Here is a 22652-nt window from a genome sequence, read left to right as displayed (position 1 = left end):
CAAGTATGGCCGAGCGACTGCAGGTCAGCGCGTTTTATCAAGAAAACCAGGACCGACTGAATCTTAAGCTCCGCAACAGCCCGCGGGGATTGACGCGCGAAATCACACAGAAGGAAATCCACCGGCCCGGGCTCGCATTGGCTGGGTTCATAGAGCTCTTTACGTACGACCGGATTCAGGTTCTGGGAAACACCGAGGTGAAGTTCCTCGAGTCACTGTCGACGCTTGATCGTAAGAAATCTCTCTCAAGATTCTTCGAATTCGAGATTCCTTGCCTGATCATCACGAACGATAATCCGATGCTCCCGGAATTGGGCGAGGCGGCGGACAAAGCAGGTGTCGCAGTATTCTCGTCGCCGTTGACAACGACCGAGACTACGCACCTGCTTTCCGACTATCTGGATCAGAAGTTTGCTCCGTCTACGACGATTCATGCGTCATTGGTGGACGTCTACGGAACAGGGCTGATTTTCACGGGGCGCAGCGGTATCGGCAAATCAGAAGTAGCTTTGGATCTGGTTGAACGCGGACATCGACTGGTATCGGACGACATTGTCTCTTTAACCCGCACTGCGGAAAATGTTCTGATGGGACACGGCCGCGAGTTTCTAAAACACTACATGGAAATTCGCGGCGTTGGGATTATTGATGTGGCCGCCATGTTTGGAGTTCGTGCAGTTCGCCAGCAGAAGCGCGTTGAGACTGAGGTCGAGTTGGTCGAGTGGCGCGCGGACATGGACTATGAGCGGACGGGGTTGGACGAGAATTTCAAAGAGTATCTCGGTGTCAAAATCCCCCACGTCGTGCTTCCAATCTATCCCGGCAAGAATATCACGGTGATTGCCGAGGCTATTGCTTTGAACCTGCATTTGAAGGTCTATGGGTTCCACCCTGCACGCGAATTCAGCAGGACTTTGACGGAAGTCATGGACAACAAATCGAGATTGCAGTCTTACCTTGAGAAAGACTTCGAGTAACCCTTGATATGACGCACGTGATTCTAGTCACCCATGGTTCGCTCGGCCAGTCTTTGTACGATGCCGCGGTTTCAGTCCTGGGACCTCAGGAAGGTGTTGACGTGCTTTCAAACTCCGGGTTGTCCCTCGACCAGATCCAATCCCGCGTCCGAGACTTGCTCACCAGCGAGCCGACGATCATCATGGTAGACCTTTGCGGCGGATCGCCGTTCATGGCGTGTTGCGGGCTTGTTCACCTGCCGGGGAAAGCCTCAATTGTATCTGGGGTGAACTTGCCCATGTTACTGTCCTTCTTCACGAAACGGGACAAACTTCCACTCTCTGAACTTGCCGAAACCATCGAGCGTGATGCGATGCGCGGTATTCAGTCTCGCCTCCCTGCATGATTTCACTTCCCTGGGGTCGCAAGAAAAGCGACTTCCCCATCATTCGAATTGATGACCGGTTGCTTCATGGCCAGGTGGTCGTGGGTTGGGCGCATGCGTTGGGATTGGAGCATCTAGTCCTTGCAAATGATCGGGTCGTAGCTGATCGGGGGCTTTCCGCAGCACTCAAAGCGGGGGTTCCTGACGATGTTCGCGTGGAAATTGTCTCCATGGATGACGCCGTAGCCGGATTGACCAACGGCAATTATGCCGCAACGAAGTCCATGCTTGTACTGGAAAGCCCTGGCGACGCGCTCAAGCTGATTCACAAGGGCGTAGGTTTAAAAAAACTGCACCTCGGCGGATTGCATTTCCGCGAGGGTTCTGAAGAGCTTGTCCCCTATGTCTATCTATCTAATTGGGATCGCATGGCACTCGATGAAATGCTCCGACGGGGTGTTCGCATCTCATGTCAAGACCTTCCCGCCACCAAACCGGTGGCCTATCGCGGATAAGTAAATGAAACAGGAAATCAAAGTCGGTGCGGCGGTGTTGGCATCGCTGGTCATTCTGATCGGCGGGATCATTTGGGGTAAGGGCTACCGCTTGAATGCCAAGCGCTATACAGTGACGATAATCTTTAAGACGACAGGTGGTCTTGAGAACGGCGCAAACACGCTTGCCAACGGTGTGGTAAAAGGCCGAGTGAACCGCATTCAGTTCTTTGACGGATTCGTCAGGGTTACAGCGAGCATTGATGAAGACGTAAAGCTATACTCAGACTATGTCGCCACCATCGAATCTCCTACGGTAATGGCAGGACAAGTTCTTTCGATCTACACCGGTAGCGAACTTCCCCTTGCAGATATTTCTCAACCTCTGCGCGGTACTGAACCGCAGGGTGTGGGGGCTGTTATGGGGAAATTCCAGGAGTTCACCGACCGTTTGGAAACCACGTTAGGCCACCTGGACTCTGTCCTGTTAGATGTTCATACCGTGCTCGGAGATACGTCCAATCAAAGCAATCTCAATCGACTGATGCGCAATGCGGCAGGAGTTGCGGAGCAAAGCAATGAAATGCTGCAAACCAATCGCCGTACTCTCGAGGCATCGTTATCAGACTTGCGGGCTGCGATGGCCTCGGCACGCGAACTGACTGAGAAACTCAACGACAAGTCTGACGGCACGCTGGCCGGAGTAGATTCTGCTATGACCTCGCTGACGGCGGCGGCCGACCAAATGCGGTTGCTTATGGCCAGAATCAACTCAGGCGAAGGCACAATGGGCAAATTACTCACCGACGATGAGCTATATAATCGTTTGAATGAAACTTTGATTGAGGTGGACTCTCTGTCGCATCATCTTCGAACCAAGGGTATGCGCCAGAAGATTGTGATTTTCTAAACATGGGAACCACATAGTGGATGTTTCCTCCAAGCAACGTCTGCTCGAGGTCGCCCGAGGCGACCGACCCGCCGACCTGCTCTTGAAAGACGCCCGCCTGATCAATACGATTTCCTATGAGATTGAAGAGGCGGGCGTTGCAGTATTCGAAGGCCGGATTGCTGGAATCGGTGACTACGAAGCACGCGAGACGATTGACCTTAAAGGTCGTTATCTTGCACCCGCATTCTTAGACGGGCATATTCATATCGAGTCAACATTGATGACACCGCCGGAGTTTGCCCGTACGGTCGTTCCGTTCGGCACTGGTGGTGTGTTCTGCGACCCGCACGAGATTGCAAACGTGCTTGGCGTTCGCGGCATTCAGTTCATGCTGGACAGTTCAGAGAATCTCCCTCTGGACGTTTGGGTCATGATTCCGTCTTGTGTTCCCGCGACACACATGGAAACAGCCGGCGCAGTTCTTGAGTGGAAGGACATGCAGACATTTCTGACTCATCCCCGAGTTCTCGGCATCGCGGAAGTCATGAATTTCCCCGGCGTGATTCTGGGCGATGAGTCTGTGCTCCGCAAAGTAGATTTGGCAAACGGCAGACCGGTCGATGGACATGCTCCTGGTGTCAGCGGCAAGTGGTTGAATGCGTACGCTGCCGCAGGTATTGCCACGGATCATGAGAGCACGCAGCTTCTGGAAGCACAGGAGAAGCTCCGCCGCGGCATGGCGGTTTTCATTCGTGAAGGATCAACCGCGAAGAACATGAGAAACCTTCTGCCGCTGGTTAGACCGGAAAATGCTCATCGCTTCGCATTTGTGTCTGATGATCGGCATGCAGACGAACTGCTTATTGAAGGACATATGAATGCAACACTGCGAAAGGCGGTATCACTCGGGTTAGATCCTATTCTTGCTGTTGCCATGACGAGCACTCACACTGCACAGATATTTGGGGTCAGACACACCGGGGCGGTTTTGCCGGGACGCCATGCGGATTTGGTCGTGCTTGAAGACCTGAAGGAATTTCGCCCCCTGCGCGTCTTCCGACGAGGTATCGAAGTGGCTCGTGAAGGCGAATTGCTCGTTCCAATCAAAAAAAGTGATGTCTCAGCGGTATCCGAAACGGTAACCCTCCCGCCACTTTCCACCGAGAGTTTTGTAGTCAATGCGTCGACAAAGCAAGTAAACGTCATTGACGTGATCCCTGACCAGATTGTGACCGGCCGCTCGACTGCCAGTCTCCCCGTCCGTAACGGAGTATTGCACGCAGATTCCACGCAAGATATCGCAAAACTTGTTGTGATTGAACGGCACGGCAAGAATGGCAATGTGGGAAAGGGATTTGTTCGCGGATTCGGGTTGGAGGACGGTGCGCTCGCGTCCACCGTTGGTCATGACTCTCATAACATCATTTGTGTGGGCATGGATGATCAAGACATGCTCATAGCGGCGCAAAGACTTGCCGAGATTCAGGGCGGCTGGGTGGTGGTTCGAGATGGGAAAGTAACCGCTTCGGTGTCCCTGCCCGTCGCAGGTTTAATGACAAATAAGTCCGCCAGAGAGGTGACACCCGAGATTGAAGCGTTGCATCATGCGGCACGAGAACTGGGTTCCAAACTCTCTTCACCGTTTATGGCGCTTTCCTTTCTCGCTCTCCCCGTGATCCCAAGCCTGAAGTTAACAGATCATGGGCTGGTCGACGTCGAGAAGTTCTCCGTGATCGACCTTGCGGTTCCGGACAATTAGCCCTGCAGTAAGAGCTATACCCTTGATTTTTCGGCTCAAAACTCAGATATTGACTGGATAGGTAAGCTGGGTGGACCTAAACCGTGGGAGGCAATGTGCTCCACGTCAGCCCTGCTTGCGGGGCTTTTTATTTATACTAAACAGTAGCTTACAATTTGAGTAGAATCGAGCCTCGCACTTTTCGCGGTACTCGCGATTTCTTGCCTTCTGAACTGATTCCCAGACGGCGCTTGTTGGCCGTGATTGAAGAGGCATACCGGCGATACGGCTTTCAGCCTCTGGAAACGCCGGCAATCGAATATCTCGAAATACTGACCGGAAAGTCGGAAGAAAATGACAAACTGATCTACGAGATTCGGCGGGCGCGTGGCGACGCAGAGGACTCTGTAGAAAGTGCGATAGCATTGCGGTATGACTTAACGGTTCCTTTGGCTCGCGTGGTCGCACAGTATGCGGAACTGCCTCGGCCATTCAAACGCTATCAGATTCAGCCGGTGTGGAGAGCAGACCGGCCTCAGCCGCGGCAGGGTAGATATCGTGAGTTTGTGCAGTGTGATGCCGACATTCTTGGAACGGAATCACCACTCGCAGACGCGGAAATACTCGCACTGACACACGAGGTCCTTGCGTCGATTGGATTTGAGGATTTCCGAATTCGGCTCTCATCCCGCAAGTTCCTTGCTGGCCTTTCGCACTTGATCACTGGCGACCAATCACACTTCTTCGACTTCTGCCGATGTCTCGACAAACTGGACAAGATAGGTTGGGACGGAGTGGAGGAAGAGTTCTCAAGACATGGCATTCCCGCCGCAGACGCCCGTAAGCGAGTTACTGAACTTATGGCTTCAGGAGGAACATCTCCCGACTTCTCGTCTGCTCGCAACATGATTTCGAGGGATGAGGCGGCACAAGCGGGACTCTCTGAAATTGAAACGGTGTTTCAAGCCGCACACGAATTAGGAGTATCCGAAGGCAGGCTGTCCTTCGACACGACGCTTGCTCGCGGTCTTGACTACTACACCGGACCGATCTTTGAAACCGTTTTGCCCGCGCTTCCGCACCTTGGTTCATTGTCGGGCGGAGGTCGGTATGACGGCTTGGTTTCAACATTCTCAAAAGCAAATGTACCGGCAACCGGAACAACGATCGGTTTGGATCGCATTCAAACTGCGCTGACTCAACTTGAGAAATTTGCGTCGGAACCATCGGAAACACAGGTCTTGATTGCGAGATTTGATGATGCGGGCGTTGCGAACTATCTTGAGCTTGCGGCGGAGCTTAGGCGTGCAGGACTACGCGTAGAGATCTGGTATGACGATGACCGCATGAAGAAACAATTCTCATACGCTGATCAGCAGAGAATCCCGTTTGTCGTTATTGCCGGTCCTGACGAGCGTGCGCGTGGTGAAATTTCACTCAAGAACTTGCGAACGCAGCAACAGGTGACACTTCCAGCGGACCGACTTGCATCCACGCTTTGCCGGCAGCTGGGACTCACGACTGAAGGTGGATCCTGAGGAATTGCCTCGCTCCATCACGCGATGTTGCTGCCAAAACCACTTTTGCGGGGACAACTGGTCAGGCGTTACAAACGGTTCCTGGCTGACATCTTGCTTGATGAAGGCGGCGTGATAACGGCAGTGACACCGAACACGGGCAGCATGAAGGGTCTGTGTATCGCCGGTGCACCCGTCCTGATCAGTTATTCGGATTCTCCGACGCGCAAGATTCCCTACACTTGGGAGTTGGTTGAAATTGCCGGATCATGGGTAGGCATCAATACGCAGGTGCCGAATGTGATAACGGCGGAAGCACTCGAGCAGGGTGCAATTCCGGAACTCTCAAAGTTCACCAGATTCCGCCGCGAACATAAGTTACCAAGCGGATCTCGGATCGACTTCATGTTGGGCGACGAGGACGCGCTGCTTGAAGTCAAGAACGTGACTTTGGTCGAAGATGGAATTGCTCAGTTTCCCGACAGCGTGACCGAGCGCGGAACGCGACACCTGCATGAACTCATGGAGTTTGTCTTGTCGGGCCGCGAAGCCTACATGCTCTACGTTGTACAGCACCACCTCGCGCGAAAATTCTCACCTGCTGACGAAATTGATCCGGTATACGGGACAACACTGCGAGATGCTTATCAAACAGGAGTGAAGCTCCTCGCAATGCAAGCTTTCGTGTCTGAGTCGGAAATTAGATTAAACAAACCCATCACAATTGATTTGTAAACCGTGCACGAGTTAGTTACGCTTTCCCACAACCTGCCCGAGACGGCACGAGCCCCGTTGGCCGGAGTAAACGGCAATGGCCCGCGCATCTTCATTCAGACGTACGGCTGTCAGATGAACGTTTCGGACTCGCAGACGATTGAAAGCATGCTTGGCGAGGCCGGCTATCGTTTTTGCGATTCGCCTGATTCGGCCGATGTGGTGCTCGTGAACACGTGCATGATACGCGAAACCGCTGAAGTAAGGGCGTTGGGACAGCTTGCAAATCTCTCGTCGCTCAAGAAGCAGAATCCTTCAATGGTCATAGGGATACTTGGATGTGTCGCGCAAGCCAAGCGGAAAGAGGTGTTGGAGTCGCATCCCTACGTGGACATGGTGGTCGGCCCGGACTCATATCGCCGGTTACCGATTCTGCTTGAAGAGCGTTTCATCTCCCCGCCCGGAACTCCAGGCTTGCTGGAAACCACGTTGCTGCGCGAAGAACTTTACGATGATGTGTTACCGCGGCATCATGGTGGAGTGACAGCCTTCGTGACGATCATCAGAGGTTGCGACAAATTCTGCAGCTTCTGTGTGGTGCCTCGAACTCGTGGACGCGAACGCAGCCGCCCTCTGCCCAGCATTCTGCGTGAAGTCGAACATTTGGTCGAACAGGGCGTTCGTGATGTCATGCTGTTGGGTCAAAACGTGGACTCCTATCGCTGGGAAGGCCGCGATTTTGCGGACTGCCTCCTTGCAGTAGCCGGCATTTCTGGTATCTCCCGTGTGCGTTACATGACGTCGCATCCTTCGGATATTTCCGAGAAATTGTTACGTACCATGGGAGACCACGAGAAGATTTGCCCTTATTTGCATCTGCCTGTGCAATCAGGGAATAATCGCGTGTTGAAGGAAATGAACCGCCCTTACACTCGAGAGCGGTATCTTGAGATCATTGAGCTGGCACGAAAGATTATTCCTGATCTCGCGCTTTCAACGGATGTAATAGTAGGATTTCCCACAGAGTCCGACGACGAGTTCCTGGATACGTTTAGACTGATGCAAGAAGTGCGCTACGATACGGCCTTCATGTTTAAATACTCGGAACGTCCCCTCACCAAGGCGGCCTCGCGCTTGAAGGATGATGTTTCAGAGAATGTTAAGATAGAGCGCCTCGAGAGTCTGATCACTCTGCAGCAGTCTATCGCGCGTGAGCGTAACGAGGCGCAACTTGGAAAACAGACAAGCGTATTGATAGAGGGCACTGCGCCAAAGGATAAGAACATGTGGGCGGGCCGCACACCCGATTTTCGACCCGTAGTTCTTTCAATGAATGGCGAGAGCGTCGGGGACCTTGTGCAGGTGCGATTGGAAGCATTGTCGGGTTTTACCTTCCACGGCGCGCGCCTGTCCTGACGCGCAACAAATGGAGATATTGCCATGTGGATTCTTCGCTGGCTGATAATTCTGATTGTAGTATTCTTCTTGGTCGGTTTTCTATCTCAGAATGCCGATCCCAAGGTGCATATTGAGCTGATAGGATGGAAATCGCCGGATCTGCCGCTTTCCTTCATGCTCTTTCTGGCCGCATTAGTGGGATACGCGGCCAGCATGCTTGTGGCCATTGTAAATCAATTGCGCTTACGAAGTGAGATATCTGCGCAAAAGCGACGAAATCAAGCGCTGCAAAACGAGCTTGAGCGCCTGCGGAATTTCGCGCTTGAAGAAGACACTTCCGGCACAGGAGTCAATCCGTCATGAGCTTCTTTGAGTTTCTCTTTTTACTTCTGTTGGTCGCCGGTGGAATTGGTGCTGCGACTTACTTCAAAGACTGGAAAGTCCGTCGCAGCGTCTCCCAGACTACGCCTTACGCGGAGGGATTGAAAGCTGTGCTGGACGGCGATACCGCTCGCGCAATACAAAAGTTGCGCGAAACCGTAACGTCTGACACAGAAAATATTGATGCGTACCTGAGGCTTGGAGCACTCTACGCTCAATCCGGAGATCTTGCCCGCGCAATAAAGATTCATCGGTCCTTGACGTTGCGCGGTGATATCTCGGACCGCCAGAAGCTCGATGTCTATCGGGCTCTGACGGATGACTATCTTCGTGCCGGTGATACCGGACGCGCTCTTGAGTGCGTGAATCAGATGTTGGGTGTTTCGAAGAAGGATGCTTGGGCTCTGCAGAACAAAAGCGAATTGCTTGCATCTCAGGGCCAATGGCAACAAGCTTATGAGACCGCCGAAAAGCTCAATGGTCTCAGTACATCGTCTGCGGCAAGAAGGCTCGCGATTCTCAAGACTCTCGAAGGCCAGCGAATCTGCTCAGGCGGCAAAGAACGTGACGGCCGCATCCAATTTCGTCAAGCGATTAAGCATGATGCTATGCTGGTTGCGCCGTATCTCTACTGGGGCGATTCTTATGTTCGTGAGGGGCGCATAGAAGATGCCGTCAAGATTTGGCGTCGATTGATTGACGTGAATCCCGCACAGAGCTATGTGGCGTTCGAGCGACTGGAATCGCAGCTATTCGACCTGGGTAGATTCTCGGAAATCGAGCAGATATACCGCAGCGTGATTCAAAGCTACCCGCAAAACGTCCATGCTTACGCGGCTCTTTCGCGCTTTTTGCGCAAGAAAGGTGATGCTGGTGGAGCGATTACCGTTCTTCGCGATGGGCTGGAGCAGAATCCCGACAGCCTTTGGCTGCGACGCCGCTTGATTCGCCTTTATCATGACGTGCATGATGTGGACGGAGTACTGAACATGTCGCGCGACGTGCTTTCGCGTGTGATGAAGGAGAATTACGAGTATTCCTGTTCGAGTTGCGGCCATGTCTCCCGCGAGCCGATTTGGTTGTGTCCTCAATGTCACAAAGTTGACACGTACAATGTTTAGACTTTGTTTGACAATGCTCATGCTGTCTTCGGCATGTCTGGCCCAGTCGGTGAAAAAGTCGCCAGTTGACTTGCTTCGTGAGGGCCGCATACTGGAGGCGCAACAGATCATCGCAGAGTCCGGCGCTCCAGAGCGGTACCAGCTTCTGCTTGACGCTCTTCGTGAGCCTAATGCAATTGAGGCGTGTTTTATCTATCGAGAGATTTCTGCACGATTCCCCGGTACCGACTGCGACGAGTTTGCACAGGAAAGATTGTTGCAAGCCGCAAGCATGGGAATCGACATTTCGGCGCTCGTGTTGGAAGCTGCGCCCGGGAAGTCGACCGGTGGACCGGAGAACTTTTCACCCTCTGCGTATGAGGTCGAGAGGCCGCTGATTGCGAAATCCACAAGGTCAAACGTGGAAAGGCTGGATCCCTCGCGTCAGGCCCGCGAGGAGCAGCATTCTGAACAGCCCGACTCCTTAGAAGCGAAGTCACGCGAGGCAACAGAATCAGGTTTTACGCTTGACTACAATGCGAAAGCCGCGGAATCAGTGAACGAGCTGCAGGCAGCTGGTCTGAAGGACGAGAAGAAGCTGACCAAGCCGAACGCCGAAACAGACGTGCCGGCAGCTCTGCAGCAGCAGGAAGTCACTCCAGATGTCCAAGTTCTAACGGAGCCTACGACTCCAATTGATTTCGATGCAACGGATGCAGGAGAGTGGTACATCCAGGTCGGTGCTTTTGGCAACCACGAGAACGCGAACAAATTTGCCGAGAAACTTCGTAAAGACGGATATAGAGTTGAACTGGTGCCAAAGGATCACTTGCTGCAAGTTCGCGTGGGTGGGTATGCAAAGAAGGAGATTGCTCGCCGAATCGGGGATCAGATCAAAGCGAAGCACAATTGCCCTGCTGTATTGGTAACTTCACCTTAGCTCCTCAGTAGAAACCTATCTCATTTACCGCGCCGTCCCCGAGGGGCGGCGTTTCACGACTGAAGTATTTTCAATATCATGTCAACACCCATGCTCAAACAGTACGCTGAGATCAAGTCCCAGTACCCGGACGTGATCCTGTTCTACCGCATGGGTGACTTCTACGAGCTTTTCTACGATGACGCAAGAACTGCCTCGGAAGTGCTTGGGTTGACGCTGACCAAACGCAACAACGGCAAAGAAGGCGATGTTCCACTTGCGGGATTTCCGCACCATCAGCTGGAAAACTATCTTAGCAGAATGACACGTGCAGGATACCGTGTCGCAGTCTGCGATCAGTTGGAGGACCCCAGGCAAGCTAAAGGTATCGTCAAGCGTGGTGTTACCGAAGTTGTGTCGGCTGGAACGACGTTTTCGGTCAATCAGTTAGAAGAGCAGCGAAACAACTATCTTGCAGCTTTGTATTTGGATGAAGCGCATTGCGGTCTGGCCTATGCAGATGTAACCGCGCAGGAGTTCTTTGCTGGAATTTTACCCCTGTCCGAGCTTCCAGCTCGCTTGCAGGCGTTGGAACCGGCAGAGTTGATCGTGTCAGCGGAGGAAGAGATACGCTCGCGCGAGTTGCTGACTGAACTACCGGATTGCACAATCACGCCTGTGCCGCGCTGGCACTTTGCAGAAGACGGAGCAGACCGAGCTTTACGGACGCACCTGAATGTTGCGAATCTGAAAGGCTATGGATTGAATGACATGTCTCCTGCCGTGCAAGCTGCGGGTGCGCTTTTGCACTACTTGAGAGCTCAGCATAAGAACCCGGTGGAGTTACTTCCGGACCTTCGAGTGTTTAGTGTCGGCCGTGAGCTGGTGCTCGACGCATCCACACGAAGGAATCTCGAACTGGTGGAGTCACTTAGCGGCAGGCGCGATGCGACGCTGCTTGCGGCGATAGATCGCACACGCACAGCGGCTGGCGGACGACTTCTTCGTCGGTGGCTACTCGCTCCTCTGACGGACATTGCTGAGATCAATCTGCGCCTGGACTCAGTAGAGACGCTTTATCTGGATGCACAACTGGCCAATCAGCTCTCCGACCAGTTGCGTGATACGTCGGATTTGCAACGACTTCTCTCCCGCCTGACAACTCGGCGTGCGTCCCCGCGCGACGCAGTGGCGATTCGAAACACGCTTGAGAAACTTCCGGCTGTTTTAAAGCTCTTGACAAAACAATCGGGATCTCCTCTGTGTCGTTTGGAAAGCGAGCTTCGCATGCCGCAGGAAATCACTGGTCTGATCTCATCAATCCTTGTTGAAGATCCGCCAGCGATGATTGGTGAGGGCAAGGCCATCAGAGTCGGCTACTCCGCAGAACTCGACGAATTGCGAACCATTGGAACACGAGCACGGACTTGGATGCAGGAGCATCAAGTCAAGGAGCGCAATAGAACCGGTATACCATCGCTGAAGATAGGTTACAACAAGGTCTTCGGGTACTACATTGAAGTGACCAACGCTCATCAGGACCGCATACCGGCGGACTATATTCGCAAACAGACGTTGACAGGCGCCGAGCGCTATGTTACACCTGAACTGAAGTCATGGGAAGAAAAGATTCTTCACGCCGACGAGAAAATCGCCGGTATTGAAGAGGAAATCTGGGAATCCTTGCGCGCAGAACTGGTAAGCCGCGCTCAAGAACTCACAAAGATCGCACGCGCGCTTGCAGAGTTAGATGTTCTTGTCAGTTTGGCGATGATTGCTCGTGAGCGTCAATTTGTTCGGCCTCGAGTGGGAGATGGGGTGAAACTAAGTATTACGAAAGGCCGTCACCCAGTCGTCGAACACTTGGTCTCGCAAGGAAGCGGTTTTATTCCCAACGATCTCTACCTGGATCCGGACGAACAGCAGATTATGATCCTCACTGGACCGAATATGTCAGGTAAGTCCACCTACTTGCGTCAAGCCGCTCTGATAGTCTTGCTCGCACAGATGGGATCGTTTGTTCCGGCTGAGTCTGCAGAAATTGGAGTAGTAGACCGCATCTTTACGCGGATCGGAGCAGGTGACAATCTTGCCGGAGGTGAGTCGACTTTTCTCGTGGAAATGTCAGAGGTCTCAAACATTCTGCGGCATGCTACTCGCAAGTCGCTGATGATCCTTGACGAGGTTGGCCGCGGGACATCTACCTATGACGGACTTTCATTGGCATGGGCAATCACGGAGTATCTTCATGAACACTCAGAAGTTGCCGGCAAAACGCTCTTTGCAACACACTATCACGAATTAAATAAGATGACCACGTTTTTCCCTCGGATCTTTAACGCGCGGGTGGACGTTGAGGAATGGGGGGATCGCGTTGTTTTTCTCCATCGGATTTCACGCGGCGAAACTGACCGCTCATATGGAATCGAAGTCGCACGTTTGGCCGGATTGCCTGACGAAGTCGTCAAGCGAGCGCGGGAACTGCTTCCAAGCTGGGAAGAAAACCCCGCCAAGTCCAATCAACCACCCCCAATAAACACTCCCCGTGTCCAGCTAACTCTATTTGAATCCGATACTCAGAGAGTAACGGATGCCCTCCGAAGCCTCAATCTGGATGACTTAACTCCTCGCGATGCACTGGCTAAATTATATGAAATTAAGAGTTTAGTTGAAAATCGCGAGAGTGCAAAGCCGTCCAAAAGTTCTTGACTCTCCATCAGTTTATCCTTATTTTTACAGAATATAGGCCAAATAAGTGGAGGGCCATCGGCGAACTCCGCCACAGTATTATTGATCACAGCTTTGTACTTCACCGCTCAATATGCAAGATTATGATAGTTTGTAATCGTTGTGTATCGCGTGTTGACGATGGACTTAAGATGCAACGATTGGAGCAAGGCATGCTGATCATGCGATGCTGGGGGATTGTTGTGGCCCTCATGGTTATGACCCAAACCGCTTGTGCGCAATGGGTTATCGGTCGCTACGCTGGGGAGTTTCTGGACCTAGGGGCAGGTGCACGCGCACTTGCTATGGGCGGTGCAGCAACTGCATCCCCATTGCCGGCAACTGCGGGTTACTACAATCCCGCAAGCCTTGCCGGACTGTCGAAGCGCTCAGTTGAATTCATGCATGCTTCCCAGTTTGACAACCTTTTTACTTATGATTACTTGGCATACGCCACCCCGATGCACAATCATGTGGCTGGTGCCGTGACAGTTCTGTATTCAAGGGTCACAGATATTCCGCTCACGAAGCTTGAAGATCCTACCCAGCCACTCTCCGACGCGAATCGCGTAATTGCAGATGGACAAACGGGAGATCATGAATGGGCGGTGATGGCTTCCGGGGGAAAGACTCTTGGCCGTGGGTGGGACGTCGGCGGAACAGCCAAGCTCTTGAACAAGACAGTGGCGAGTGAGACCGCAATCGGTTTAGGCTTCGACGTTGGCGTTCACCGAACAGTTGGCGATCGCAGTGAAATTGGAGCCGTAATCAAAGACGTGACTACGTCGACGATGGCTTGGTCAACAGGTCGAACAGAGTCAATTCTGCCGAGCCTCGTAGTTGGAGGAAGTTGGTCTGCTCCGTTGCATGCCATGAACGCGGAACTCACTCTTGCAGCTGATGCAGAGACGCGATTTGAGAGTCGTGGTGAAGCGGAAGTCGTAGACGCAGGACCTGTCTCGATCGAGCCGCACATCGGCGCCGAGTACTTGATTGCGAACACCGTTGCGCTACGGGGCGGGATGAACGGAGAACGATTTACGGCTGGCGCAGGGTTACACTTCGGCAGTCTGGCCGTACATGCCGCATTGGAAGACCACGAAGACCTCGGCCTGACGCATCGCGTTTCGGTTGGGGTGATATTTTAGCTTGCCATGGACAACCTCACTTCGCCATTACGCAGATCATGATATACTCGATGACCGGTTTCGGCAGGGGCGAAGTCACTGAAGACGGACTGACAGTCGGCGCGGAACTGAGAACGCTCAATAACCGATACTTTGACTTTGGATTCCGTGCACCGAGGACATTGCTGATCTTTGAAGCAGAGTTGCGCGAACTCTGCAGGAAAGGCGTAGAGCGCGGAAAGATCTCGCTGACCTTGACCGAGAATCGCAGTGGACTGCCCACAGCTGCACGCATCGACATTGATGCGGCAAAGCGGATTTCCGGACAGTTGCAGGAGCTCTGTGCAGAACTTCGCATCAGTGAAACCGTGCATCTCGACCATTTGCTTCAGTTCCCGGAGGTTACCACTCCTGTTGATGCGCCGGAAGTCACCGATCGACTCTTGAAGTTATCTTTGGCCGCGACAGAACTGGCGATTCAGAATCTTAGACTGATGCGGCGGCAGGAAGGCGACGTACTGATGCGGGACATGCTTGGCAGGCTGGATTTGATTTCGGCCGCGTTAAGTGAGGTTAAGCTGGCGCAGGAGGGATTGCCGACTCGCACTTTGGAGAAGCTAAAGGATCGAGTCCAGCGCTTGGTCAGCAACGAATCCTACGATGAAAATCGGCTCGAACTTGAGCTTGCGCTCATTGCTGATCGCCTCGACATCACGGAAGAATGCGTCCGGCTTGATGGACACTTAACCGCGTTTCGCAAAACTCTTACTAGTCCAACGGGTCAAGTCGGTAAGCGGCTGGGCTTCCTGCTGCAGGAGATGAATCGCGAGGCTAACACAATCGCTTCAAAGACGTCAAGCCTCGAAGTGTCACACTTGACGGTCAGCATCCGCGAGGAAATCGAGCGGTTGCGAGAGCAAGTCCAGAATCTTGAATAGAACGGGTCGTCTGGTCGTATTTGCGGCTCCTGCCGGCGGAGGTAAAACCACTGTCATCCGGCATATTCGCCAGAAGCACCCCGAGTGGGAATTCTCTTGCAGTGCAACAACCAGGCCGCCTCGCGACGAGGAAAGAGACGGAGAAGACTATCACTTTCTGTCTCGGGAGAAGTTTGAAGAAAAGATTGCCGCTGGTGAGTTTCTGGAATACGAGAACGTGCACGGCAATCTCTATGGAACGCTTAAGTCTGACGTTGATCACGCGCTTGAAAGCGGTAGGACATTGCTGTTGGACTTGGACGTCAAGGGAGCTGCAAGTATCAAGCGACTTTACCCTCAAGCTCTGACCATTTTCATTCAGCCACCATCGCTGGAAGTCCTCAAGGAACGATTGGTCAGGCGCGGAACGGATGCACCAGACATAATCGAGCGAAGACTCGCCCGAGCCGAAATGGAATTGGCACAGGCAAAGTGCTTTGACTGTGTAGTCATAAATCAGGAAGTTGAACAGGCCGTTACTGACGTGCTGACCTGCATTGAAGCGCGTTGGCCCTCGGTATAGCAAAAGAGGTGGATTCCCGGAAACGGGGGGGAACTCCAACAGGAAACTAAACAAGGAAGACATGCCTTACTCACTTGACACCCATCCCGAATCGTTTGTCGGCAAAGCAGAAAATGTATACGAAGCCGTGTTAATCATTGCGCGCCGCGCACGCCAAATTGGAGAGCTGCAAAAACGGCGCGTTGATCGCCATCTGGGTCAGACTGAGATGCTCGAGCAGGCTGCGGCGCGAGCGCGTGCCGAAAGCGGCGATGATTCTGTAGAGATTGAAGAAATTGAACGCGAGAAACTCGTGTTCGACAAGCCCGTTGTACTCTCACTGCGCGAAATGGTAGACGGAAAGATTCAGAAAAAGTATGAAGAGTAACCGCCGCCCTGAGAGGGATCTGAGACCGAGTGGGGACCTCGCCGGTCGGAGGATTCTGCTGGGCGTGACGGCGGGAATTGCCGCTTACAAAGCGGTGGAACTCGCACGTTTATTTATTCAGGCCGGAGCAAAAGTGCAGGTTGTGATGACACCTGCCGCGACCAAGTTCATAGCTCCGCTTTCATTCGAGGCGATTACCGCACGCTCCGTTTTCGTCGAGATGTTTCCCGGGCCGGGGCAGGAATCGCCATGGCATACGGAACTCTCAACGTGGGCGGACATCGTTGTGGTTGCGCCCGCGACAGCCGATCACCTGGGACGTGTCGCGAATGGTTTGGGCGATGACCTTCTGACTACAATTCTGCTCGCTTGCGAGCGCCGTCGAATTCTCTGTCCAGCGATGAATCCGCGCATGTGGGCCAATCCCGCAGTGCAGGAAAATGTCAGTACGCTGAAGCGCCACGGCTATCGAATCGTGCCTCCGGAATCTGGAGAAATGGCACGTCCGGGCGAGGACCCGGGCGTCGGCAGATTGGCTGAGCCAGCGACGATCTTTGCTGAAGTTCATCATTTGCTAAGCGCTCCCCAAGATCTCCGAGGTGTGCGCGTGCTTGTCACTGCCGGGCGAACCGAAGAGAGCTGGGATCCGGTACGGGTTTTAACAAACCGTGCATCCGGCCGAATGGGCTTCGCACTCGCTGAAGAAGCCCGTGAGCGCGGTGCGGAAGTCACGCTCATTTGTGGGCCGACGGATGTCATTCCCCCGAGCGGAGTCAGATTGCTGCGTATTACGACAGCCTCACAAATGGCTCAAACGGTTAAACGCGAGTTTCCGCACTGCAACATACTCTTGATGTCGGCAGCTGTGAGTGATTACACATTTGCTTCCACTGCGACGAACAAGATAAAAAAGGGCGAGCCGGATCCTGACGTGCATTTGGTGCCAACTGAAGATATCCTGAAAAGCATGTCTCAGAACAAAGGGAACCGCATCATCGTTGGATTTGCGCTGGAGACTGAAAACGTCTTGGAGAACGCGCTGCGCAAGCTGCGTGAAAAGCACCTCGACATCGTGGTTGCCAATAACCCCTTGGCCAAAGGGAGCGGGTTTCAGGGCGAAACAAATCAGGTGTTCATTATTCATCGAACGGGCAATGTGCAGGATCTGCCGCTTCAAAGCAAGCGTGAGGTTGCGCGCGAGATTCTGAACGCGGTCATGGAGATCTATCGAAATCCGCTGCCGGAACCGGAGCAGGATCTCGAACTTGACCGCGACCTCGCTGAAGAATTGACATACGTTGCGCCAACCGCCGGACCGGGACTTGTGGATCTTGCAGGCCTTGATCTTGAAGAACAGGTTGAAGAGACCGCCAAGCCTTTGAACGGCGTGGCGCCAAAGGCAGACATGACTGTGCCCGCGCAGGGTGGCAAAAAGAAGTCGCGCAGAGGCGGCCGCCGTGCACGCGAACGTCGGGAGCGGCAAGCCGCCGCGATGGGCGCAAAGCAGATGACGCCGCAACCCGATAGCGCTGTCAGGACGGAATCAACAGTCGTAAGTTTGCCAAAACCAGTTGTGGCTGAAACGCCAAAGTCGCCGAAGAAGAAACTTCCACGTGACAAGAAGAAAGTCGCAAAGCCTGTTGAAGTTCCTCTGGTGAAGGCGGCCGTGCCAACAGCCGCACCAGAGAAATCCGCAAAGAAAGTCTCCAAACCTCAGGCGGAAAAGAAGGCAGAGGTTACGCCGGCAGTCGCAGAACGGGTGGAGAAGAAGACTGCAAAGAGAGCCAAGAAGAAGGCTGCCAAGACTGAACCTGTGGCATGAGTTCCGGCCGAGCCGCAATTGAGTATCTCAGGACACTCTCGCTCTTTGAAGATGAAGTCTATTTGCCAGAGAGCAGTTTGAGAAAGTACGTAGAACCCGAGTTGCTTCAATTGAGAGTGCTTGACGGCGCAGTTGTTCCTCTTCCCAACTCTCTTGCGGAATTCGAGAAGAATATAAACTCCTGCACTCGTTGTTCACTTGGCAATACGCGAACCAAGTTCGTGTTTGGCGATGGCAACCCGCGAGCGCGAATAGTTTTCGTCGGCGAAGCGCCGGGTCAAGAAGAAGATCAAACCGGCATTCCGTTTGTCGGGCGGGCCGGTCAATTGCTGAATGAGATGCTCGCAGCGGCAGGTTTTGATCGCCGGGACGTCTATATCTGCAATACGTTGAAATGCCGTCCGCCGGGAAACCGCGATCCTCTTCCCGAAGAGAAAGCCACTTGCCGACCGTATTTGCGCACTCAGCTTTCTCTGATAAGCCCGGATATCATCGTTTGTCTTGGTAAGCATGCGGCAAACGAGCTGCTTGGTACTGACCTCCCGATGAAGGAACTCAGAGGTCGTGTGATGCAGTGGCAGGGAATGAAACTGCTGGTGACCTATCACCCCGCGTACTATCTGCGCAATATGACCCAGAAGCTTTATGGGGATGCCGACTTCAGGATGTTGCGCGAACTCTTCGACAAGTTGTAATATTTTTGCCGGTCCGGAGTAACACTTTGCCTTTAGTGAATCCAAAGACAAAGTAATGCTTCACCGGTCATTTCGATAGGAGTTATTGCGCGGTGACCTATCCCGCTGTTTCAGAACGCGCACAAGCGCCAGATCTTACCGGGGTGAAGGTTCCGCCGCAATCTCCCGAGATGGAACGTGCCCTGTTGGGTGCCCTGCTCTCCGACGGCGCTGCGTTTGCTCGAATAGCACATCTGGTGGAACCCGAATCGTTCTATCGCCCGCACCACAGATCTCTCTTCAAGTGTATGGGCGAGCTTGACATTCGTCGTGAGCCAATCGACCTAATCACGGTCACTGAGGAGTTGCGGAGACTTGGTAAGCTTGAGGAAGTGGGCGGAGTCCCGTTTCTCAGTGAGCTTGCGGCTGAAGTGCCGACTTCGGCGAATATAGAGCACTATGCGGCAATCGTGCATGAAAAGGCGCTCCTGCGAAATGTTATCGCGTTAAGTGCCGAGGCTGCGACTGCGGCTACAGATCCCACTGCGCGAGCCGATGTGGTCTTTGAAAAAGTGCAAAGCGATCTTGTGAATCTGATTGGCCGCAGGCGCGGTCGCAATGCGATAAGCGCTTGGGATGCCGTCAAGTCGACGATCGATCACATTGAAGTGATGAAAACCCGAGAGGGCCATTTGCACGGGTTGACTTCGGGCTTTGATAGACTCGATGACTTTACGACCGGTTTTAACCCTGGTGAATTGATTATCATAGCAGCTCGGCCTTCTATGGGGAAGACTGCACTTGCCATGAATATCGCGGTCGGAGCCGCGCATCGCGGGAATGCCAGCGTTGCAATATTCTCCCTTGAAATGGACGTGCGACAGTTGGTGCTCCGAATGCTTTCAGGAGAGTCGCACATCAGTTTGCAGCGCGTGCGGACAGGTCGAATGACGCGGGAAGAGTACAGCCGTCTGTCAATGTCAGCAGGTCGGCTCGCCGACTATCAGTTGTTCTTTGACGATACGCCAGGTTTGGACATGAGTACCCTCCGTGCCCGCGCACGGCAGTTGTGGCTTGAGCACAGAATCAATCTCATAGTGATCGACTACTTGCAGTTGATCTCTCCGCCTAAGATGCCGGATAATCAGCAGCAATGGATCGCTTATGTTTCTGCGTCTTTGAAGAATCTTGCGAAAGAGCTAAAGATTCCCATTATCTGCCTTTCCCAGCTCTCTCGCGCTCCGGAGTCGCGGGGAGGAGACCGCAAACCGATGCTGTCTGACTTGCGCGATTCAGGCGCAATCGAGCAGGACGCGGATGTCGTCATGTTTGTTTACCGTCCTGAATACTACAAGGATATCTACAAGGGGAAGAAAGACCCGACTTACGAAATCGGAAGTCATTCTTACCCGATCCAGGGACTTGCTGAGATTATCGTTGCCAAGAATCGAAATGGCCCGACAGGGTCTGTGGCGCTGACTTTCTTGAAAGAGTATACCATGTTCGCGCCGTTGGAATCGGGTGAAGTATCACACGAAGCAGTCGCATCAGAAGGAGGCGCCGATTATGGTGATAATTCGCTGCCGCCAATTGATGACACGCCGTTTTAATTGAATTTGGAAGTATTGTTCGAAACATGGCCGAGTCCGCGCGTAAACTCGTGGAAGCAGAAGCACAAAACAGTGCGACTGTCCTTCCTCCGCTTGCCGGTCCGCAGTATGAGCGGATCGAGCCGGAGTTTGTGCGCGCGCTCGATTCTATTCGCGTCGCACTGCTGACGGTTTTTCCGCAGGCCGATTTCAGCCTGGTGGAACGGGCGTTTCATTTCGCCTATGATGCGCACAAGAACCAGAGGCGACTCTCGGGCGAGCCTTACATCACGCATCTCTTGTCAGTCGCGGAGATCCTTGCCGAGTTGCATATGCGCGAGGACGTGATTGCCGCCGGTTTGCTGCACGACGTCGTGGAAGACACGGAAACCACGATGAGCCAACTGCGCGCGGCGTTTGGTGACGGCGTTGCCAAGATGGTGGACGGTGTTACCAAGATCCCCGAGCTGAAATATGAATCGAAAGAGAAGCAGCAGGCGGAGAATCTGCATAAGATGCTGCTTTCGATGGTCAATGACCTGCGGGTGATCCTGATCAAGTTTGCCGACCGGTTACACAATATGCGTACGATCGGCCACATGAGTCGAAAGCAGCAAGAGCGCATCGCGCACGAGACGATGGACGTGTACGCTCCCCTTGCGCACCGGCTCGGAGTCTATCAGGTCAAATGGGAACTCGAAGATCTCGCCTTTAAGGTTCTTAATCCGCGGGCCTATCATGAGCTCGCCGAAAAAGTCTCGCTGAAGCGCAACGAGCGGGAGCGCATCATTCATCGCGAAACGGCGCGGATTCAGGCCGAATTGCGGAAAGCAGGGATCAAGGGTCAGGTAATCGGCAGACCGAAGCACCTCTATTCGATCTATAATAAGATTAAGACGCGCGGCTATTCATTCGAAGAAATTCTCGATTTGCTGGCCATCCGCATTATCGTCCCGAAGTCCGAAGAGTGCTACTACGCGCTTGGAATCGTGCACTCGCTATACACCCCGATCCAAGACAAGTTCACGGACTATATTGCAACGCCCAAGTCCAACATGTATCAGTCGCTGCACACGAAAGTGTTCGGACCGGACGGGCGCAAGATTGAGATTCAAATTCGCACGGACGATATGCACAGCCGCGCAGAGTTCGGAATTGCGGCGCACTGGCGGTACAAAGAGGGCGACCAAAGCCGCAAGGAACTCGATCGCCAAATTGAGTGGTTACGTTCTTTGTTGGACAATCAGTCCGAGGCCAATGACTCGCGCGAGTATCTTGAGGACCTCAAGATCAATCTGTTTGAGGGCGAAATCTTCGTCTTCACCCCGCGCGGAAAACTCTTGACTTTGCCCGTTGGATCGACGCCGGTGGACTTTGCTTTCGCAGTACATACCGATGTCGGACTGCATGCGATGGCGGTGAAGATAAACGGACAGATTGCGACGCTCAAAACGGCATTGCATTCCGGTGACGTGGTTGAGATCATCGTTTCGCCGAATCAAAGACCTAATCCCGACTGGCTCCAATTCGTCAAGACAAGTCGGGCGCGCAACAAGATCAAGAAGTGGCTCAAGGAGCAGCACTTTGAAGAGTCTGAACGACTCGGCCGCGAAATGCTGACTCGAGAACTGACAAGACTGCGGAACAAGAAGACCGATAAGGAGCTGACGGAAGCGGCTCAGCTCTTCGGTCATAACGCGTTGGACAGCTTCTTCGCAGCACTTGGAGCGGGTGATTTGACACTTGAGCACGTCGTCCGCAAGTTGGTGCCCGAGCCGGTGCCGTCAAGTCCGGTGGCCAATGTGTTGTCAAAGGTCATCCGTCGCGTAAAGGGAAGCGAAGCCGGCATTCGCATCCAGGGCATGGGCCAGGTTGCTATCAGTTTCGGCACCTGCTGCCAGCCTTTGCCGGGCGACCAGATAACCGGTTTCATCAGCACCGGCAAGGGCGTTGTCGTGCATCGCGTGGATTGCAAGAATGTCCCATTTTTGATGCGTCATCCCGAGCGCAATATTAAAGTTGAATGGGATGCAGACCGCGAAGCCAAGTTCAACGTACGCGTGCGGATCATGGCTGAGGACCGCTCGCAGTTGCTGGGAGACCTGACGGTTTCGTTGTCCAAGGAAGATGTGAACATCATGTACATCGAAATGAAGCGGGAAGACATGTTCGCGGTTGGCCGGTTCGTACTGGAAGTGAAATCACTGCAGCATTTGCAGCGAGTGTTGAAACGTATGCGGGCCATCCCCGGAGTTGTCCATGTTGAACGACTCGACGAGGAGATTCCGTCCGGCATGATGCCGATGTAGTCCGAGTAAGCAAGGTTTATTGAATATTGCGCAAGAGAACAG

At 53.4% G+C, this 22652-nt stretch carries 20 protein-coding genes; all 20 read left to right on the top strand.

The genetic code is table 11. The features are described from left to right. Nucleotides 1-5 precede the first annotated feature (5 nt). On the top strand, nt 6-977 hold the full coding sequence (hprK, locus tag KJZ99_09415) for an HPr(Ser) kinase/phosphatase (GenBank protein MCL4306121.1): 972 nt from the start codon (nt 6-8) through the stop codon (nt 975-977). A gap of 17 nt (nt 978-994) precedes the next feature. Continuing rightward, nucleotides 995-1363: a hypothetical protein gene (locus KJZ99_09410; GenBank protein ID MCL4306120.1), complete on the top strand. Its 369-nt coding sequence runs from the start codon at nt 995-997 to the stop codon at nt 1361-1363. Next, complete coding sequence (locus tag KJZ99_09405) at nt 1360-1857, top strand: PTS sugar transporter subunit IIB (GenBank protein MCL4306119.1); 498 nt, start codon at nt 1360-1362, stop codon at nt 1855-1857. The genes KJZ99_09410 and KJZ99_09405 overlap by 4 nt, the downstream gene beginning before the upstream one ends. A gap of 4 nt (nt 1858-1861) precedes the next feature. Beyond that, nucleotides 1862-2746, top strand: a complete 885-nt coding sequence (locus KJZ99_09400; protein ID MCL4306118.1) for an MCE family protein — start codon at nt 1862-1864, stop codon at nt 2744-2746. Nucleotides 2747-2762: 16 nt separating this feature from the next. Further along, entirely contained in the window at nt 2763-4487 is a 1725-nt protein-coding gene (gene ade, locus KJZ99_09395; GenBank protein MCL4306117.1) for an adenine deaminase, read from the top strand. A 155-nt stretch (nt 4488-4642) separates the two neighbouring features. Beyond that, a complete protein-coding gene (gene hisS, locus KJZ99_09390) occupies nt 4643-6004 on the top strand; it encodes a histidine--tRNA ligase (protein MCL4306116.1) in 1362 nt (453 codons plus the stop codon). A 24-nt stretch (nt 6005-6028) separates the two neighbouring features. After that, nucleotides 6029-6718: a DNA/RNA nuclease SfsA gene (sfsA, locus tag KJZ99_09385; GenBank protein ID MCL4306115.1), complete on the top strand. Its 690-nt coding sequence runs from the start codon at nt 6029-6031 to the stop codon at nt 6716-6718. 3 nt (nt 6719-6721) lie between these two features. Further along, complete coding sequence (gene miaB / locus KJZ99_09380; GenBank protein MCL4306114.1) at nt 6722-8113, top strand: tRNA (N6-isopentenyl adenosine(37)-C2)-methylthiotransferase MiaB; 1392 nt, start codon at nt 6722-6724, stop codon at nt 8111-8113. Between the two features lie 24 nt (nt 8114-8137). After that, nucleotides 8138-8458, top strand: coding sequence for a DUF1049 domain-containing protein (locus KJZ99_09375; GenBank protein ID MCL4306113.1), 321 nt, complete (start codon nt 8138-8140; stop codon nt 8456-8458). Beyond that, on the top strand, nt 8455-9597 hold the full coding sequence (locus KJZ99_09370; GenBank protein ID MCL4306112.1) for a tetratricopeptide repeat protein: 1143 nt from the start codon (nt 8455-8457) through the stop codon (nt 9595-9597). The genes KJZ99_09375 and KJZ99_09370 overlap by 4 nt, the downstream gene beginning before the upstream one ends. 19 nt (nt 9598-9616) lie before the next feature. Next, nucleotides 9617-10516 (top strand): SPOR domain-containing protein, encoded by a 900-nt coding sequence (locus KJZ99_09365; protein MCL4306111.1) that lies wholly within the window; start codon nt 9617-9619, stop codon nt 10514-10516. Nucleotides 10517-10594: 78 nt separating this feature from the next. Then, complete coding sequence (gene mutS / locus KJZ99_09360) at nt 10595-13204, top strand: DNA mismatch repair protein MutS (GenBank protein ID MCL4306110.1); 2610 nt, start codon at nt 10595-10597, stop codon at nt 13202-13204. A 191-nt stretch (nt 13205-13395) separates the two neighbouring features. Further along, nucleotides 13396-14370 carry a hypothetical protein gene (locus KJZ99_09355; protein MCL4306109.1) on the top strand — a complete coding sequence of 325 codons (975 nt, stop codon included), beginning with the start codon at nt 13396-13398 and terminating at the stop codon, nt 14368-14370. Nucleotides 14371-14408: 38 nt separating this feature from the next. Then, nucleotides 14409-15287: a YicC family protein gene (locus KJZ99_09350; GenBank protein MCL4306108.1), complete on the top strand. Its 879-nt coding sequence runs from the start codon at nt 14409-14411 to the stop codon at nt 15285-15287. Continuing rightward, nucleotides 15280-15849 carry a guanylate kinase gene (gmk, locus tag KJZ99_09345; GenBank protein MCL4306107.1) on the top strand — a complete coding sequence of 190 codons (570 nt, stop codon included), beginning with the start codon at nt 15280-15282 and terminating at the stop codon, nt 15847-15849. Before KJZ99_09350 ends, gmk begins: the two co-directional genes overlap by 8 nt. Before the next feature lie 61 nt (nt 15850-15910). Next, nucleotides 15911-16216 (top strand): DNA-directed RNA polymerase subunit omega, encoded by a 306-nt coding sequence (locus KJZ99_09340; GenBank protein MCL4306106.1) that lies wholly within the window; start codon nt 15911-15913, stop codon nt 16214-16216. Continuing rightward, the gene (gene coaBC / locus KJZ99_09335; GenBank protein ID MCL4306105.1) at nt 16206-18038 is read left to right on the top strand and encodes a bifunctional phosphopantothenoylcysteine decarboxylase/phosphopantothenate--cysteine ligase CoaBC; all 1833 of its coding nucleotides are present in this window, start codon (nt 16206-16208) and stop codon (nt 18036-18038) included. Before KJZ99_09340 ends, coaBC begins: the two co-directional genes overlap by 11 nt. After that, nucleotides 18035-18733, top strand: coding sequence for a uracil-DNA glycosylase (locus KJZ99_09330; protein ID MCL4306104.1), 699 nt, complete (start codon nt 18035-18037; stop codon nt 18731-18733). Before coaBC ends, KJZ99_09330 begins: the two co-directional genes overlap by 4 nt. Before the next feature lie 92 nt (nt 18734-18825). Continuing rightward, entirely contained in the window at nt 18826-20322 is a 1497-nt protein-coding gene (dnaB, locus tag KJZ99_09325; GenBank protein ID MCL4306103.1) for a replicative DNA helicase, read from the top strand. Between the two features lie 26 nt (nt 20323-20348). Then, nucleotides 20349-22610 carry a bifunctional (p)ppGpp synthetase/guanosine-3',5'-bis(diphosphate) 3'-pyrophosphohydrolase gene (locus KJZ99_09320; GenBank protein ID MCL4306102.1) on the top strand — a complete coding sequence of 754 codons (2262 nt, stop codon included), beginning with the start codon at nt 20349-20351 and terminating at the stop codon, nt 22608-22610. Nucleotides 22611-22652: the final 42 nt, after the last annotated feature.

This window comes from bacterium, from assembly GCA_023382385.1.
Classification (GTDB): Bacteria; Electryoneota; RPQS01; order RPQS01; family RPQS01; genus JABWCQ01.
The sequence above is the reverse complement of the archived record's forward strand: the minus strand, read 5'-3'. Positions and strand labels throughout refer to the sequence as shown.

Bases quoted from the DNA above. Each gene is read 5' to 3' on its own strand.
- hprK (MCL4306121.1), top strand. From the start codon at position 6: ATGGCCGAGCGACTGCAGGTCAGCGCGTTTTATCAAGAAAACCAGGAC.
- KJZ99_09405 (MCL4306119.1), top strand. From the start codon at position 1,360: ATGATTTCACTTCCCTGGGGTCGCAAGAAAAGCGACTTCCCCATCATT.
- KJZ99_09400 (MCL4306118.1), top strand. From the start codon at position 1,862: ATGAAACAGGAAATCAAAGTCGGTGCGGCGGTGTTGGCATCGCTGGTC.
- sfsA (MCL4306115.1), top strand. From the start codon at position 6,029: ATGTTGCTGCCAAAACCACTTTTGCGGGGACAACTGGTCAGGCGTTAC.
- KJZ99_09375 (MCL4306113.1), top strand. From the start codon at position 8,138: ATGTGGATTCTTCGCTGGCTGATAATTCTGATTGTAGTATTCTTCTTG.
- KJZ99_09370 (MCL4306112.1), top strand. From the start codon at position 8,455: ATGAGCTTCTTTGAGTTTCTCTTTTTACTTCTGTTGGTCGCCGGTGGA.
- KJZ99_09365 (MCL4306111.1), top strand. From the start codon at position 9,617: ATGCTGTCTTCGGCATGTCTGGCCCAGTCGGTGAAAAAGTCGCCAGTT.
- mutS (MCL4306110.1), top strand. From the start codon at position 10,595: ATGTCAACACCCATGCTCAAACAGTACGCTGAGATCAAGTCCCAGTAC.
- KJZ99_09355 (MCL4306109.1), top strand. From the start codon at position 13,396: ATGCTGATCATGCGATGCTGGGGGATTGTTGTGGCCCTCATGGTTATG.
- KJZ99_09350 (MCL4306108.1), top strand. From the start codon at position 14,409: ATGATATACTCGATGACCGGTTTCGGCAGGGGCGAAGTCACTGAAGAC.
- KJZ99_09340 (MCL4306106.1), top strand. From the start codon at position 15,911: ATGCCTTACTCACTTGACACCCATCCCGAATCGTTTGTCGGCAAAGCA.
- coaBC (MCL4306105.1), top strand. From the start codon at position 16,206: ATGAAGAGTAACCGCCGCCCTGAGAGGGATCTGAGACCGAGTGGGGAC.
- KJZ99_09330 (MCL4306104.1), top strand. From the start codon at position 18,035: ATGAGTTCCGGCCGAGCCGCAATTGAGTATCTCAGGACACTCTCGCTC.
- KJZ99_09320 (MCL4306102.1), top strand. From the start codon at position 20,349: ATGGCCGAGTCCGCGCGTAAACTCGTGGAAGCAGAAGCACAAAACAGT.